Origin of the sequence: Ruminococcus sp. 1001136sp1_2201st1_G3_2201SCRN_220225, from assembly GCF_040924365.1 — a bacterium.
Classification (GTDB): Bacteria; Bacillota; Clostridia; order Lachnospirales; family Lachnospiraceae; genus Blautia_A; species Blautia_A faecis.
In genome coordinates this window covers 40,753-55,142 of record NZ_JBCOME010000001.1, presented here as the reverse complement: position 1 = coordinate 55,142, position 14,390 = coordinate 40,753, and the positions used below count along the sequence as shown (strand labels likewise).

The following is a 14,390-nucleotide window of genomic DNA, read 5'->3' as shown; positions in this document are numbered from 1 at the left end:
ATCTGACGGTTTCTATTCTATATAGGAAAATCAAAAAAATCAATCTCCTAATATGGGATTTTTCAATTTTAACTGGCTTTTTGCCGATTTTATGTTATGATAGGAAAGGTGACTGTTGCTTTTGAACTATTGGTCAGTTTTATATTGCAGTGAAATAGTTACATTATTTCTTGAGACTGTCATTGAAGAAAGCCTTTTTCAGACACGTTTTGGGAGTCAGGCAGCAGCACGAGGTGAACTATGAAATACGAAAATATTACAGAAGGCCGTTTCCTGGATCGTCCGAACCGATTTATCGCACATGTGGAGATTGCGGGACAGACAGAGACGGTTCATGTAAAGAACACAGGCAGATGCAGGGAGCTTTTGATTCCTGGTGTTCAGGTTTTTCTGGAAAAGAGCAGTAATCCGGCAAGGAAAACAGCATACGATCTGGTCTGTGTAAATAAAGGCGGACGCCTGATCAATATGGATTCCCAGATTCCCAATAAAGCCGCCCTGGAATGGGTAAAGGCAGGACATCTTTTTCCGGAGGAAGTGCAGGTAACTCCTGAGAAAACTTATGGAAATTCCAGATTCGATCTGTATGCCTGTTCAGATAAGAGAAAGGCTTTTATTGAGGTCAAGGGTGTAACCCTGGAAGCAGACAATATTGCCCGTTTTCCAGATGCTCCTACTGCGAGGGGCGTGAAGCATCTGGAAGAGCTGATCCATTGCATGAGGGAAGGATATGAGGCTTATCTGCTTCTGGTGATCCAGATGAAGGGAATTACAAGATTTGAACCAAACTGGGATACGCACCGGGAATTTGGGGAAACCTTACAGAAAGCGAAAAAGGCAGGGGTGCATATTCTGGCCTATGACTGTCTGGTAGAGCCGGACGGGATGGAAATACAGAATCCAGTGCCTGTGTGTTTGGAGGAAACTAGATGACAGATGAGTTTATACAGCCTCTTCTTGCCTGGTATGATGAGAACAAAAGGATTTTGCCCTGGAGGGATAAGCACAACGCTTATTACACCTGGGTATCCGAGATCATGCTCCAGCAGACCCGCGTGGAAGCTGTAAAGCCCTATTTTGAAAGATTTATCAGGGAACTGCCGGATATCCCGGCCCTGGCAGTCTGTCCGGAGGAAAAGCTGTTAAAGCTGTGGGAAGGTCTTGGATACTATAGCCGTGTGCGGAACATGCAGCTGGCAGCCAGGGAAATGGTAGAAAAATATAATGGCAGACTTCCCGAAGACTTTTCCCTTCTTATCTCGTTAAAGGGGATAGGAAGTTACACTGCAGGAGCTATCGCTTCTATAGCGTATGGCATTCCGGTGCCAGCCGTAGATGGAAATGTTTTCCGTGTAGTCACCAGAATGACGGAAGATTCGGAAGACATTACCAGACCTGCATTTCGCAAAAAGACAGAAAGCGCATTGCAAGAAATTATCCCGAAAGACCGTCCAGGTGATTTTAACCAGGCAATGATGGAGCTTGGAGCAGTAGTGTGCGTCCCCAACGGACAGCCCAAATGCGACCTTTGTCCGGTGAGAGGCTTTTGCCAGGCGGGACTTCACGGCACTATGGAAAAGTTTCCGGTGAAAGCACCAAAGAAGCCAAGAGTGGTGGAAGAGCGAACCGTTCTGGTTATTCAGGATGGAAGCTGCACTGCGATCCGCAAGCGGCCGCCGAAAGGCCTCCTTGCCGGATTATACGAGCTTCCCAATACAGAAGGATACCTGAACCGTGAGGAAGCCCTGGAATACGTGAAAGAGCTTGGCGCAGAGCCCTTATATATAGAAGAACTGCCGGAGGCCAGGCATATTTTTTCCCACATTGAGTGGCGGATGAAAGCGTACCGGATCCGCGTGTCCTCCCTGGAGCAGACACATATCCCGGGAATTCTTTTTGCAGATAAAAAAGAATCAGAGAGAAACTACGCCATACCTTCTGCGTTTGGCGCTTATGAAAAATATATGTAACGGTTCTGCTGGCGTTTTTGAGAACATAACTCAAAGAAAAAAAGAAAAATACATCGCAAGGTGCGTAATTTTAAAATACAGAATCGTTACACTACATGAGGAGGAAAATAAATGAAATTACTGAGTATAGCAATTCCATGTTATAATTCTGAAGCTTATATGGAGAACTGCATCAAATCCCTTTTACCAGGCGGAGATGAAGTAGAGATCCTTGTAATTGACGATGGATCCAAGGACAGAACAGCCGAGATCGCAGATGAATACCAGGAGAAATATCCAGGCATTGTCCGCGCCATCCATCAGCCAAACCTTGGCCACGGCGGCGCTGTAAACACCGGCATCCACAATGCCCAGGGTCTCTATTTTAAGGTTGTAGACAGCGATGACTGGGTAAATGAAGAATCCTACAAAGAGATCCTGAAAACTCTGGAAGAGCTGGTAAAAGGCTCCAAAACAGTTGACCTTCTCATCAGTAACTTTGTATACGAGAAACAGGGTGCGACCCGCAAGAAGGTTATGCAGTACCGTCACTGCCTGCCAGTGAACCAGATTTTCACCTGGAATGAAGTAGGTCACATGCCAAAGGGAAAATATCTTCTCATGCACTCCATGATCTACCGCACCCAGCTTCTCCTTGAGTGCAACCTGACTCTGCCGGAGCATACCTTCTACGTAGATAATATTTTTGCCTTTGATCCGCTGCCGTATGTACAGAACATGTACTACCTGGATACCAATTTCTACCGTTACTTTATCGGCCGCGATGACCAGTCCGTAAACGAGACAGTTATGATCCGCAGAATTGACCAGCAGCTCCGCGTAAATAAACTGATGGTAAATTCCTACACCAGCTGCGGCAGCATGAATAAACGCACCAGAGCCTACATGATCAGTTATCTGGATATTATTACTACCATTTCCTCCATTATGCTGATCCGCTCCGGCACAAAGGAAGCTCTCGACAAGAAGAAGGAGCTTCTGGAATATATCCGCTCCACGAACCGTGCCCTCTACGGAAAACTTCGCCACAGCCTCATGGGTAACTTCATGAACCTTCCAGGCCGCGGCGGACGTAAGGTGTCTGTAGCTGCATACAAGCTTTGCCAGAAGTTCTACGGATTTAACTGATTAATGATCAGGGCGCTCTGGAGACTGTTTGAAAAATCATTCCTGCAATCTGTACGCCCCACTTTGCAGCATATTTTATCTATATTCGGTTGTCGCCGCTCGTATTTTTGTTAAAAAAAACGCGCCTTCCCATTTCTGGAAGTGCGCGTTTTGTTTAATAATGTTTCCTGCGATTATTCCGTCCAATTCTCTCTACTGCCATGCCACTTGCTTCTTCTCCTGCCTTCTGCGGATAGAAAAACAGATATCCAAACAGCGCCAGCGTAGCACCACAGCACACATCAATTACGGAATGCTGCTTCAGGAACATAGTAGACATGATAATAAGTAATGTAAGAACCAATGATCCATACCTTACCCCTTTGTGGTCTCTCAGCGCCTCACAATTGGTAAGTGACATATGAACTGCCAGAGAATTAAATACATGAATACTTGGCAGAACATTGGTCGGTGTATCCGTCCGATACAGCCATCTTACCATATCTGTAAACACGTTTTCCCTTGGAAACTCCGATGGTCTTAAGTGCAGTACATTTGGATATGCATAAGACACGATCAGGAAAACAGTCATACCCATCATCATATTGAAAATCAACTGATAATATTCTTTTTTATTCTTGTTCCTGAAGATAAAGTATAAAACTGTGAGAATCTGATACGGAAACCATAATAGATAGGGGACAATAAAATACTCACAAAATGGTATGTAATCATCAAAAACAGTGTCGATCACATGAAATCCCCATACCGGCCTGCACTCCAGATACTCAAAAAAAAGCATATAAACAATGGCATACGCAAGTATGATCAGACCATGCCTGTATTTTTTTATAAATTGTACCAAGTCTTTTTCACTCCTTTTCCAATCTGGGTTACCGGTCTTGTAATTCCGGATCCCCCAAATCGTGAGAGATTATACCACAGGTAAAATGATTTTTAAAGAGCTTTTTTCAATGGAAACTGTTAAATCTTCGCGAATTCCGCCAGATTCCCCGTCAATATGAATGGGAAGAGCGGACGCACTATGTACATGGATATCGCTGCAGGTGAGAATATGTATTCCCCTGATGCCCACATGCTTTCCGAAAAAAGCAGTAGGCAGGCAAAATAAAAGCTTTATCTTACGGATACCTTCCACAAGGATCACGTCCAGAAGCTGGTCGTCAGGCTGAGCATCCGGGCAGAACTTAAAACCGCCGCCTTCATATTTCTGATTCATAACCGCTGTAAAATATACGTGGTCATAGGAAAAAGTATTCTCTCCATCTAGGGTCACTGTCATTTTTCCTGGATTAATAAAAATCAGCTGCTTCAATGCAATGAAAAGATAAATCAGCTTTCCCAGCCCAAGACGATTGAATATCTTCTTTAAGGGCGTTGCCAGAACCTCCTGGCATACGCCGGCGTCATATCCGATTCCCGTGCTGATACCGAATCGGGACTTCTTATTATTGCGGAGCAGGTAAGGAACATCCATTTTGCTGATATGCTCTGCCTTTAGGATATATTCCAGTGATTCCATTGGATCAAAAGGGAGTCTCATGCTTCTGCAGAAATCATTGCCAGAGCCGGTTGGAATGTATCCGAAGACTACCCGGTCAAAATCGGTGATGCCGGTGAGCACCTCGTGAATGGTGCCGTCACCTCCCACTGCAATGATATATACAGGCTCAGATTCAGTGCCAAGAGCACAGGCATCAGAAGCAATCTCTGCGGCATGTCCGGAATATCTTGTAAGGCAGTACTGGAAATCAATTCCCCGAAGCATAAGCTGCTGATGAATTTCATTCCAGATGGAACGTCCCCTGCCAGAGCGGGAATTGGGATTAACAATAAAATAATACATAACTTCTCCTAGGTTTTTAGAACATGTTTGCAAAATCTCCCATAAATTGTGAAGCACATATCAGGGAAAGTATTTGGGGGCATGCTCTGAGACAAAGAACCTGAAGCCTTGCGATGTAGATTCTCTGTCTTTTATGGTTACATAATAGCATTGGTGGGATCGTTTTACAAATTAATTTTAACAAAATATTCTTAAAAATTTCTGAAGTGTGTTATAATGTAACTATTCCTTAACAATTATGGAGAGGATTTCACTGTTTGCTTAAGCAGACATCATCAAATACGAAAATAATCAGGAGTGTATACATGAAATCACTTGTAATTGCGGAAAAACCGTCCGTCGCCAGAGACATTGCCCGTGTTCTTGGCGCAAACCAGAAAAATGGTGGTATTCTCGAAGGCAAAAACTATGTAGTAACCTGGGCACTTGGACATCTTGTAACCCTGGCTGACCCGGAAGAATATGACAGAAAGTATGAAAAATGGGAAATGGCGACCTTGCCCATGCTCCCCAAGGAGATGAAGCTGGTAGTCATCCGCCAGACAGGCAGGCAATTTTCCGTAGTAAAGACTCAGCTTTTCCGAAAAGATATTGGAGAAATCATTATAGCCACAGATGCAGGACGGGAGGGGGAACTTGTTGCCCGCTGGATTCTGGAAAAAGCAGGCTGCCATAAGCCAATTAAGAGACTGTGGATTTCCTCAGTCACAGATAAAGCAATTAAAGAAGGCTTTGCCAATCTGAAAGACGGGCATGACTATGATAATCTTTACCGTGCAGCTGTTGCAAGGGCAGAAGCAGACTGGCTGGTGGGAATGAATGGTACCAGAGCTCTCACCTGTAAATACAACGCCCAGCTTTCCTGTGGCAGGGTGCAGACCCCCACCCTTGCCATGATCGCAAAGCGCGAAGAAGAAATCCGCAAATTTGTGCCAAAAGAATATTATGGTATTTCTCTGGAGACCCAGGATGTGAAATGGACCTGGAGAGATGAGAAAACAAAGAGCTTCCGTACTTTTTCTAGGGAAAGGGCAGAGCAGATCAAAGGCAGGCTGGAGAACGCTGCTCTTGAAATAACCAGTGTAGAGAAAAAAGCAAAAAAGACTATGGCCCCGGGCCTGTACGACCTGACAACTTTGCAGAGGGAAGCCAACCTGAAATATGGTTTTTCTGCAAAAGAGACCCTGAATATTATGCAGCGCCTTTACGAAAATCACAAAGTACTCACATATCCCAGAACCGATTCCCGATACATTGGAAAGGACATTGTTCCTACTATTAAGGAAAGACTGAAGGCCTGCGGAATCGGTCCGTACAGAAAGCTTGCTGGCGCACTTATGAATAAGCCTGTGCAGGTGAATGGAAGTTTTGTGGATGATAAGAGGGTCAGTGACCACCATGCGATCATTCCGACAGAACAGTTTGTTCAGCTGGACCACATGACAAATGAAGAACGGAAGATTTATGATATGGTTGTCCGTCGTTTCCTTGCAGTTCTTTATCCTGCAAGCCAGTATGAGCAGGTGACCATGGAGGCGAAAGCGGCAGGAGAAACTTTTGCAGCCAGCGGCAAAGTGATAAAGAGCATGGGCTGGAAGGAAGTTTACGAAGGCGGAGCAGATGATGATTTGGAAGATGAGGCGGATGATGAGAAAAAACTGAAAGACCAGCGTCTTCCGGAGATGAAAACCGGAACCAGACTAAAGATTTTGAAAACTTCCTTAAATACAGGAAAAACAAAACCGCCAGCAAGATTCACAGAGGCAACTCTTCTTGCAGCTATGGAAAATCCGGTGAAATTTATGGAGACAAGAGATAAAGAAGCGGTGAAAACCCTTGGAGAGACTGGGGGGCTTGGAACCGTTGCCACAAGAGCAGACATTATTGAGAAACTTTTCCATTCCTTTATGATGGAGAAAAAAGGCAATGAGATCCATATTACCTCAAAGGCAAAACAGCTTCTGGAGCTGGTGCCGGAAGACCTGAAAAAGCCTGAGCTCACAGCTGACTGGGAGATGAAGCTTTCCCAGATTGCAAAAGGCAGGATACGTCAGGGGGATTTTCTTCACCAAATCCGTGACTATACCTGTGAAATTGTAGATGAGATCAAAACCGGGGAGGGCACGTTCCGCCACGACAATCTTACAAATAAAGTATGTCCGCAGTGCGGCAAAAAACTTCTGGCTGTCAATGGAAAAAACAGCAAAATGCTGGTATGCCAGGACCGGGAGTGCGGCTACCGTGAAACGATTTCCCGCACTACCAATGCCCGTTGTCCAAAATGCCATAAACGTATGGAAATGTATGTGAAAGGTAAGGAAGAGACGTTTGTCTGCCAGTGCGGTTATAAAGAGAAGCTTTCCGCGTTCCAGGCAAGACGCCAGAAAGAGGGCGCAGGAGTAGGCAAGCGTGACGTGCAGAACTATCTGCGCAGGCAGCAGAAGGAGGCAAATGAGCCGGTGAATAATGCTTTTGCACAGGCATTGTCTGGAATTAAGCTGTAAATACAGAGGATAGATAATACGGAGATGCTGTTGATGGCAGCATGTTATATTACTGTTCACTGGCAATGTTCCGCGAGACGTTTTTTGTGAATATCGTTTACAGAAAAAACGGGAATCTCAGCGGGAAATCATGGGAATGCATGATTTCTGTGCATCGCGAAGTGAACCGTAACCTTGTTTGTCCACAAAAAAATAAAAGAAAGAGGAATTTGCATATGCGCCGAGAAGTATCTTTGGAAGAGATTTCCGACGGAAGACTTTATGAATTAAACGATATGGTAAAGGCAGACTGCCAGGATTGTGCAGGATGTCATGACTGCTGTGAGGGAATGGGGGATTCAGTTGTGCTGGATCCCATGGATGTGTACCGCCTGTGTACGAATCTGGGAAAAACACCGCAGGAACTGGTAAGCGCAGGGCTGATCCAGTTTGATGCCATGGATGGGAACATTCTGCCTCATCTTTGCATGAGTGGAAAAAACCAATGTTGTGTTTTCCTGAATGAACAGGGACGGTGCAGCATCCATGACTTCCGTCCTGGTTTCTGCAGACTTTTCCCATTGGGACGTTTCTATGAAAATGGAGGATTTAAGTATTTTCTGCAGATCCATGAATGTAAGAAGACAAGCCGGAGCAAGATCAAGGTAAAGAAATGGATCGACACTCCGGATCTTCGCCAGTATGAAAAGTTTGTAGCTGACTGGCATTATTTTTTGCTGGATGTGCAGGAGGTTCTTTATAATGCCACAGATGCCCAGCTGATCAAAAATCTGAATTTATATGTGGTGAATCGTTTTTATATGAAAACATATGAAGTGGGCAGAGATTTCTATGAGCAGTTTGAAGAAAGACTGACAGAAGGAAAGCAGCTGTTAAGTCTGGCATAATTGAATAGAAAAACTCCCGGAACACTTGAGCCTGTTTGAAAAATCTTACAGAAAGCTTTTTCAGACACGCTCTAGAGCGCCCGGGAGTCTTTTATTTTTAGATTGCAGTATTCCATTAGAAGCTTTGGGAGGGACTATGGTGTCTGCGCACTAAAAATCAGAAATATATATCAAATGTTAAGTGAAAATCAAATTGTTGAAAAGTAGTCCGTATAATAGAATACACGAATTTCTCCATTTTGGCAAGAGATTTTTTGTAAAAAACTAAGAAATGCCAAGATATATAAAAAATAAGATAGTTACTGGTCACAAAGTGAACAATAATACAAGACAATGCTGCATTATGAAACAGGCCAACTCATTCTGGACATTAGAGAAAAATGTTGTTATAGTAGATAAGAGAAATTAGAGAAATATATCCCTTTAAATACACAGGAAAGAGGAAAAAGCTATGCCAGTATTTGATTTCAGCGGTGCTTCTGCAAGTAAAGCGGAGGCAAAGTGTACTTACACAACATTTCACAGCAGCCATACGAAGCCTTCACCGGAGCAGCCGATCATGGTGCTTGACAATAAAGAGAGACAGTGGAAACATCATTCCTGCGGTGTGTTTACCAATCCGGTAAACCGTACTGCTTTTGATTTTAAGGAAGAAGACGGTAACCATACAGCAGATGTGGTGAAAATTGATTCCAGATTTACCAGTCTTTTGAAATGGCTGGGAGACAGCAGGATCAATGTACGTTTGTCTGGTACTAACAGGGAGGACGGATATGCGGTATACCGCATTCGCGAAACTGCTTTTGGCGGCGGCACAAAGCTTTCTGCAGAGGATGGCTTTCTGCAGTTTATGATTGAGAGACTTCTGGAGAGTAATGCACCTGCTGAGGCAGAAGAGGATGAGGAACAGGAGGAAAACGGTGATGAGATGAAGCTTACCAGCATTCAGAGTATTACCGATTTTATGACCTGCGCAGGCAAAACACTGCCGGATAATATCAGACTCTGGACCAGAAGAAATCTGGCAGTGGCAAGATCCAGTGAAGTTTCCCAGGAAGAGCGCCATCATGCACAGAGGGCTCTTTCTATTATGTTGAATATCCAGTGGAAGAACAATTATTTTGAAGCAATCGATCCTGTTGAGGCAAGGAGAATCCTGGATGAAGAGCTTTATGGAATGGAGCGTGTGAAACAACGTATTATCGAGACGATTATCCAGATCAACCGTACACATACCCTTCCGGCCTACGGACTTCTTCTGATCGGACCTGCCGGTACTGGCAAATCCCAGATAGCCTATGCAGTTGCAAGAATCCTGAAACTTCCGTGGACTACGCTGGACATGAGCTCAATTAACGACTCTAAGCAGCTTACCGGAAGCCCCCGTATTTACGCAAATGCAAAGCCCGGAATTATTATGGAGGCATTTTCCATGGCTGGTGCCTCTAATCTGGTATTTATTATTAACGAGCTTGATAAGGCAAATTCCGGCAAAGGAAATGGAAATCCGGCAGACGTACTTCTTACCCTTCTGGACAATCTTGGATTTACAGATAACTATATGGAGTGTATGATCCCAACTGGCGGTGTTTATCCAATTGCTACTGCAAATGACCGTGACCAGATCAGTGCACCGCTGATGTCCAGATTCGCAGTAATTGATATTCCGGATTATACAGCTGAGGAGAAGAAAGTAATCTTTTCCAGATTCTCTCTTCCGAAAGTTCTTAAGAGAATGCATATGGAAGAGAGTGAGTGCATTATCACAGAGGGGGCGCTGGAGGCAATCATCCAGCGTTATTCCAATACTTCAGGTATTCGTGATCTGGAGCAGGCAGCAGAGCACATTGCGGCAAATGCACTGTATCAGATCGAGGTCAACCATGTAGAGAAGGTAGAGTATACCAGAGAGATGGTGGAGGAACTTCTGAAATAGAAAAGATGAATTATTATATTCGATAACAATATTCGCAAAATAATCATAATATAAAAATATACAAGAGAAACATATAACAGGAGTGATAAAAATTGGAATTCTGGGACATCTATGATATTAACAAGAAACCTACAGGCCGCACCATGAAGCGAAACGACTGGTGCTTAAAAGACGGGGAATACCATCTCACCGTACTTGGAGTAGTGGCAAGACCAGATGGTACGTTTCTCATTACCAAACGTGTGATGACAAAAGCCTGGGCACCAGGCTGGTGGGAAGTTTCCGGCGGTGCAGCACAGGCAGGGGAATCTTCTTATGATGCTGTACTCCGCGAAGTGAAAGAGGAGACAGGCCTTGATGTAAGCGGTGCGCAGGGCGGCTATCTTTTTACTTACAAAAGAGAGAATCCAGGGGAGGGAGACAACTATTTCGTAGATGTTTACCGCTTTGTGATGGATGTGAAAGAAGAAGATCTACACCTTCAGGAAGAAGAGACAGACGGCCACATGTTTGCCACTCTGAATCAGATCAAGGAATTTGCAGCCCAGGGAAAATTCCTGCACTATGACAGTATTCAGGCTGCCTTTGAGAATCTGTAGATTTATTATATATTCTGCAGGAAATAACTGTGATATGCAGGGAGATTTTTTTTACGAATTCTGATGAAATGGGAATATTAATTAGAGCGTGCTGGTCAGACTGCGAGCAGTACAATTCTGTTAAGGGTATGTAAAATATAATTGAGATAAAAATAGTTTCTTGTAATTTGAAGAAAGGTGTATTATAATAAGCAACGAAATCTGAATAAAGACCAGGGGAGTTTCAATTGAGAAGCTGAGAGTAAGGTAGTCCTTAGACCCTTTTAACCTGTTGGATCATGCCAGTGTAGGAAGTGTTTAACGATGTAATTAGGAGCATTTGTCTGGATGGCAGGTGCTCTTTTTTCATACTGACTGACAGAGCCTGTTCAGTTCCGTCACAGTTTCAAGAATGGTTCTTATTCGATTTTTAACGCAAAGTCCTGTTTATGGGACAGAAAATAGGAGGAAAAGAAAATGAACGCAAGTGTAGCAATTCAGGTACTGCCAAATGTACAGGATGAAGAGGAAGTTATCCGCATTGTAGACGAGGTGATCGCCTACATCAGATCCACTGGTCTGAACTATTATGTAGGACCATTTGAGACCACCATTGAAGGTGATTACGACCAGCTGATGGATATTGTAAAAGAGTGTCAGCATGTAGCTGAGCGCGCAGGCTGCAAGGCTATGAGCGTATATGTTAAAATTGCATATAAACCAGAAGGGGATGTACTTACCATTGAAAAGAAAGTTACCAAACATCACCAGTAAGATACCTCCAATTGCAGCCATGGCCGTGATTCTGCTTGGCTGGGAAGTGGTAAGCATTTCGGGAATTGTTCCCTCCTACATGCTTCCATCTCCGGTAGCAGTGCTGACAGCCCTGTTTGGCGATCTGCCAACCATACTTTTCCATGCGAAATTCACTTTGCTGGAATCCTTTTACGGACTTCTCATTGGAATCGCGCTGGCATTTGTGTTTGCAACTATGATGGATCGGTTCCGTGTAATGGATCAGGCATTTTATCCGATCATGATCATTACGCAGACCATACCGACCATTGCCATTGCGCCAATTCTGGTGCTTTGGATGGGATTTGGAATGGCACCTAAGATCACTCTGGTTGTGATCACCACTTTTTTCCCAATTACAATCGGACTGCTGGATGGATATAAAAGTGTGGATCCGGATGCCATTCGTCTGATGAAGGCCATGGGAGCCAGCCGGGCACAGATTTTCCGCCATGTGAAATTTCCAGGTGCTTTGCCCCAGTTTTTTTCCGGGCTGAAAATATCTGCTTCCTATGCAGTTGTAGGAGCAGTTGTTTCTGAGTGGCTGGGTGGATTTAACGGACTTGGTGTTTATATGACCCGTGTAAAAAAAGCATATTCTTTTGATAAAATGTTTGCAGTCATTATCTTCATTGTGATCATCAGCCTTTTACTTCTTCTGGCAGTAAATATTGTCAGCCGGATCACAATGCCATGGCTGCAGGTAGAAAAGGAGAAAAATCATGAATAAGAATCTGAAAAAAGTAATCGCACCAGTTGCAGCGGCAGCTATGGTGCTTGCAGTTCCTACAGGTGTATACGCAGAAGATGGTGCACAGGAGAAAATCACATTCTGCCTGGACTGGACACCGAATACCAACCACACCGGACTTTATGTAGCACAGGCAAAAGGCTACTACGAAGAAGCTGGTCTTGATGTGGAAATCGTTCAGCCACCGGAAAATGGTGCAGCCCTTATGTGCGCAGCAGGTCAGGCTCAGTTTGCGATCGAGGCCCAGGATACCATGGCTGCTTCCCTTGCACTTGACGAGCCTCTTGGAATCACAGCAGTTGCAGGAATCATTCAGCACAACACCTCCGGAATCCTTTCCCGAAAAGGTGACGGAATTGATAAACCAGCCGGACTTACCGGAAAAACCTATTCCACATGGGATTCCCCAATCGAGCTTGCTGTGCTGGAAAATGTTGTAAACGGCGACGGCGGAGATTTCAGTCAGGTTACCCTGATCCCTAATGATATTACAGATGAGCCTGCAGCACTTGCTGCCAATCAGACGGATGCCATCTGGGTATTCCAGGGCTGGGGCGGAATCAATGCTGACGTAGAAGGTGTAGACTGCGACTATTTTGCATTCTCTGATATCAATCCTGTATTTGACTACTACACACCGGTTATCATTGCAAATAACGACTATCTTGCTGAGAATCCGGATCAGGCGAAAGCATTTATGGAAGCAACTGCAAAGGGATATGAGTTTGCAGCAGAGAATCCGGATGAGGCAGCACAGATCCTCATTGACGGCGATAATACAGGCTCTCTGAAGGATGCTGAAGAGCTTGTAAAGAAGAGTCAGGAATTCCTTTCCACAAAATACATTGACGATGCAGAAAGCTGGGGCGTAATTGATGCAGACAGATGGAATGCATTCTACAAATGGCTGTATGAGAACCAGCTTTGCGACAAGGATCTTACTGGAGTCGGATTTTCTAACGAGTATCTTCCACAGTAAGGAATGAAAGAGAAAGAAATTAACGCATAGAGCTATTCTGTCAGGCAAATTTACCCCAATTATTGCGGAAAATGGAACTGGTTATGGAAGTAGCGCTGTGTATAAGGAACGAATATGTCATCAGAACAAAATAAAGTAATTTTACGAGCAGAACATATTTCAAAAACATACGGTGAAAAAAAGGTTTTGGAGGACATTTCCATTCATCTGGAGCAGGGGGAGCTGGTTTCCCTTCTGGGAGTCAGCGGTTCCGGAAAGACCACATTGTTCAATGTTCTTTCCGGTATTATCCCGCCTGATGAAGGAAAGGTCTATCTGAAAGATCAGGATGTGACTTCCACTCCTGGAAGCATCAGCTACATGCTGCAGAAGGATCTTCTCCTTCCCCACAAGAAAATGATCGACAATGTAGCACTTCCCCTTGTACTGAAAGGCATGAAGAAAGCAGAAGCCAGGGAAAAGGCCAATCCGCTTTTTGCAGAATTTGGTCTGGAAGGCACCCAGTATCAGTATCCAAGCCAGCTGTCCGGCGGTATGCGACAGCGTGCGGCTTTGCTTCGAACTTATTTAAGTTCCAGCGGAGTTGCCCTTCTGGATGAGCCTTTCAGTGCCTTGGACACGCTGACCAAGGCCAGTGTGCATAAGTGGTATCTGGAGGTTATGCAGCATATTGATCTGTCCACCTTGTTTATCACCCATGATATTGACGAGGCCATTCTTTTGTCCGACAGGATTTACATCCTGAACGGAACTCCGGGAACCATCAAAGATGAGATCGTGATCCAGGAGAGAAAACCAAGGGCAGAGGATTTTGCATTGTCAGAAGAATTTTTGGAATATAAGAGACAGATTATTAGCAAGCTGTAGTTTTTCGGTTGATGAAAATAAAACTTCCCGGCAGGTTTCATACTACCTGAGTTTGAGCGCTCAGAAGCAGAAGCCTGCCGGGACTTTTTATGTAAAATATCCAGTTGACGTGCTATTGTGAAGCCGGCACAAAAATGGTACTATTAGTA

General features: G+C 44.4%; 14 protein-coding genes and 1 riboswitch. Of the genes, 11 read left to right on the top strand and 3 right to left on the bottom strand.

The genetic code is table 11. The features are described from left to right. Nucleotides 1-240: 240 nt before the first annotated feature. From sfsA to AB5642_RS00290, 3 genes are all read left to right on the top strand, one after another. A complete protein-coding gene (sfsA, locus tag AB5642_RS00300) occupies nt 241-933 on the top strand; it encodes a DNA/RNA nuclease SfsA (protein WP_173715629.1) in 693 nt (230 codons plus the stop codon). Further along, the gene (gene mutY, locus AB5642_RS00295; protein WP_173769747.1) at nt 930-1,970 is read left to right on the top strand and encodes an A/G-specific adenine glycosylase; all 1,041 of its coding nucleotides are present in this window, start codon (nt 930-932) and stop codon (nt 1,968-1,970) included. Before sfsA ends, mutY begins: the two co-directional genes overlap by 4 nt. A gap of 111 nt (nt 1,971-2,081) precedes the next feature. Beyond that, nucleotides 2,082-3,098: a glycosyltransferase family 2 protein gene (locus tag AB5642_RS00290; protein WP_118583852.1), complete on the top strand. Its 1,017-nt coding sequence runs from the start codon at nt 2,082-2,084 to the stop codon at nt 3,096-3,098. A 7-nt stretch (nt 3,099-3,105) separates the two neighbouring features. Here AB5642_RS00290 and AB5642_RS00285 read toward each other — a convergent pair whose 3' ends face one another. The 3 genes from AB5642_RS00285 to AB5642_RS00275 all read right to left on the bottom strand — a co-directional run bounded on the left by AB5642_RS00285 (nt 3,106) and on the right by AB5642_RS00275 (nt 4,944). Then, the gene (locus tag AB5642_RS00285) at nt 3,106-3,177 is read right to left on the bottom strand and encodes a DUF6783 domain-containing protein (protein WP_368072542.1); all 72 of its coding nucleotides are present in this window, start codon (nt 3,175-3,177) and stop codon (nt 3,106-3,108) included. Nucleotides 3,178-3,252: 75 nt separating this feature from the next. Further along, nucleotides 3,253-3,942, bottom strand: a complete 690-nt coding sequence (locus AB5642_RS00280) for a phosphatase PAP2 family protein (RefSeq protein WP_148462491.1) — start codon at nt 3,940-3,942, stop codon at nt 3,253-3,255. A 69-nt stretch (nt 3,943-4,011) separates the two neighbouring features. Beyond that, complete coding sequence (locus tag AB5642_RS00275) at nt 4,012-4,944, bottom strand: diacylglycerol kinase family protein (RefSeq protein WP_118583854.1); 933 nt, start codon at nt 4,942-4,944, stop codon at nt 4,012-4,014. A 305-nt stretch (nt 4,945-5,249) separates the two neighbouring features. Between AB5642_RS00275 and AB5642_RS00270 the strand changes: the two genes are divergently transcribed. The 8 genes from AB5642_RS00270 to AB5642_RS00235 all read left to right on the top strand — a co-directional run bounded on the left by AB5642_RS00270 (nt 5,250) and on the right by AB5642_RS00235 (nt 14,241). Continuing rightward, entirely contained in the window at nt 5,250-7,448 is a 2,199-nt protein-coding gene (locus tag AB5642_RS00270) for a DNA topoisomerase III (RefSeq protein WP_173715627.1), read from the top strand. Nucleotides 7,449-7,663: 215 nt separating this feature from the next. Beyond that, nucleotides 7,664-8,335, top strand: a complete 672-nt coding sequence (locus AB5642_RS00265) for a YkgJ family cysteine cluster protein (protein WP_173769748.1) — start codon at nt 7,664-7,666, stop codon at nt 8,333-8,335. Nucleotides 8,336-8,786: 451 nt separating this feature from the next. Continuing rightward, nucleotides 8,787-10,271 carry an AAA family ATPase gene (locus AB5642_RS00260; RefSeq protein WP_118583860.1) on the top strand — a complete coding sequence of 495 codons (1,485 nt, stop codon included), beginning with the start codon at nt 8,787-8,789 and terminating at the stop codon, nt 10,269-10,271. Nucleotides 10,272-10,363: 92 nt separating this feature from the next. Further along, a complete protein-coding gene (locus AB5642_RS00255; protein ID WP_173769749.1) occupies nt 10,364-10,870 on the top strand; it encodes an NUDIX domain-containing protein in 507 nt (168 codons plus the stop codon). 204 nt (nt 10,871-11,074) lie between these two features. Continuing rightward, nucleotides 11,075-11,181, top strand: a riboswitch (TPP riboswitch). 145 nt (nt 11,182-11,326) lie between these two features. Beyond that, on the top strand, nt 11,327-11,623 hold the full coding sequence (locus AB5642_RS00250; protein WP_118583864.1) for a thiamine-binding protein: 297 nt from the start codon (nt 11,327-11,329) through the stop codon (nt 11,621-11,623). Further along, nucleotides 11,592-12,374: an ABC transporter permease gene (locus tag AB5642_RS00245; RefSeq protein WP_118583866.1), complete on the top strand. Its 783-nt coding sequence runs from the start codon at nt 11,592-11,594 to the stop codon at nt 12,372-12,374. The genes AB5642_RS00250 and AB5642_RS00245 overlap by 32 nt, the downstream gene beginning before the upstream one ends. Next, the gene (locus tag AB5642_RS00240) at nt 12,367-13,374 is read left to right on the top strand and encodes an ABC transporter substrate-binding protein (RefSeq protein ID WP_173718404.1); all 1,008 of its coding nucleotides are present in this window, start codon (nt 12,367-12,369) and stop codon (nt 13,372-13,374) included. The genes AB5642_RS00245 and AB5642_RS00240 overlap by 8 nt, the downstream gene beginning before the upstream one ends. Before the next feature lie 114 nt (nt 13,375-13,488). Then, the gene (locus tag AB5642_RS00235; protein ID WP_173718405.1) at nt 13,489-14,241 is read left to right on the top strand and encodes an ABC transporter ATP-binding protein; all 753 of its coding nucleotides are present in this window, start codon (nt 13,489-13,491) and stop codon (nt 14,239-14,241) included. The last annotated feature ends 149 nt before the right edge of the window (nt 14,242-14,390 follow it).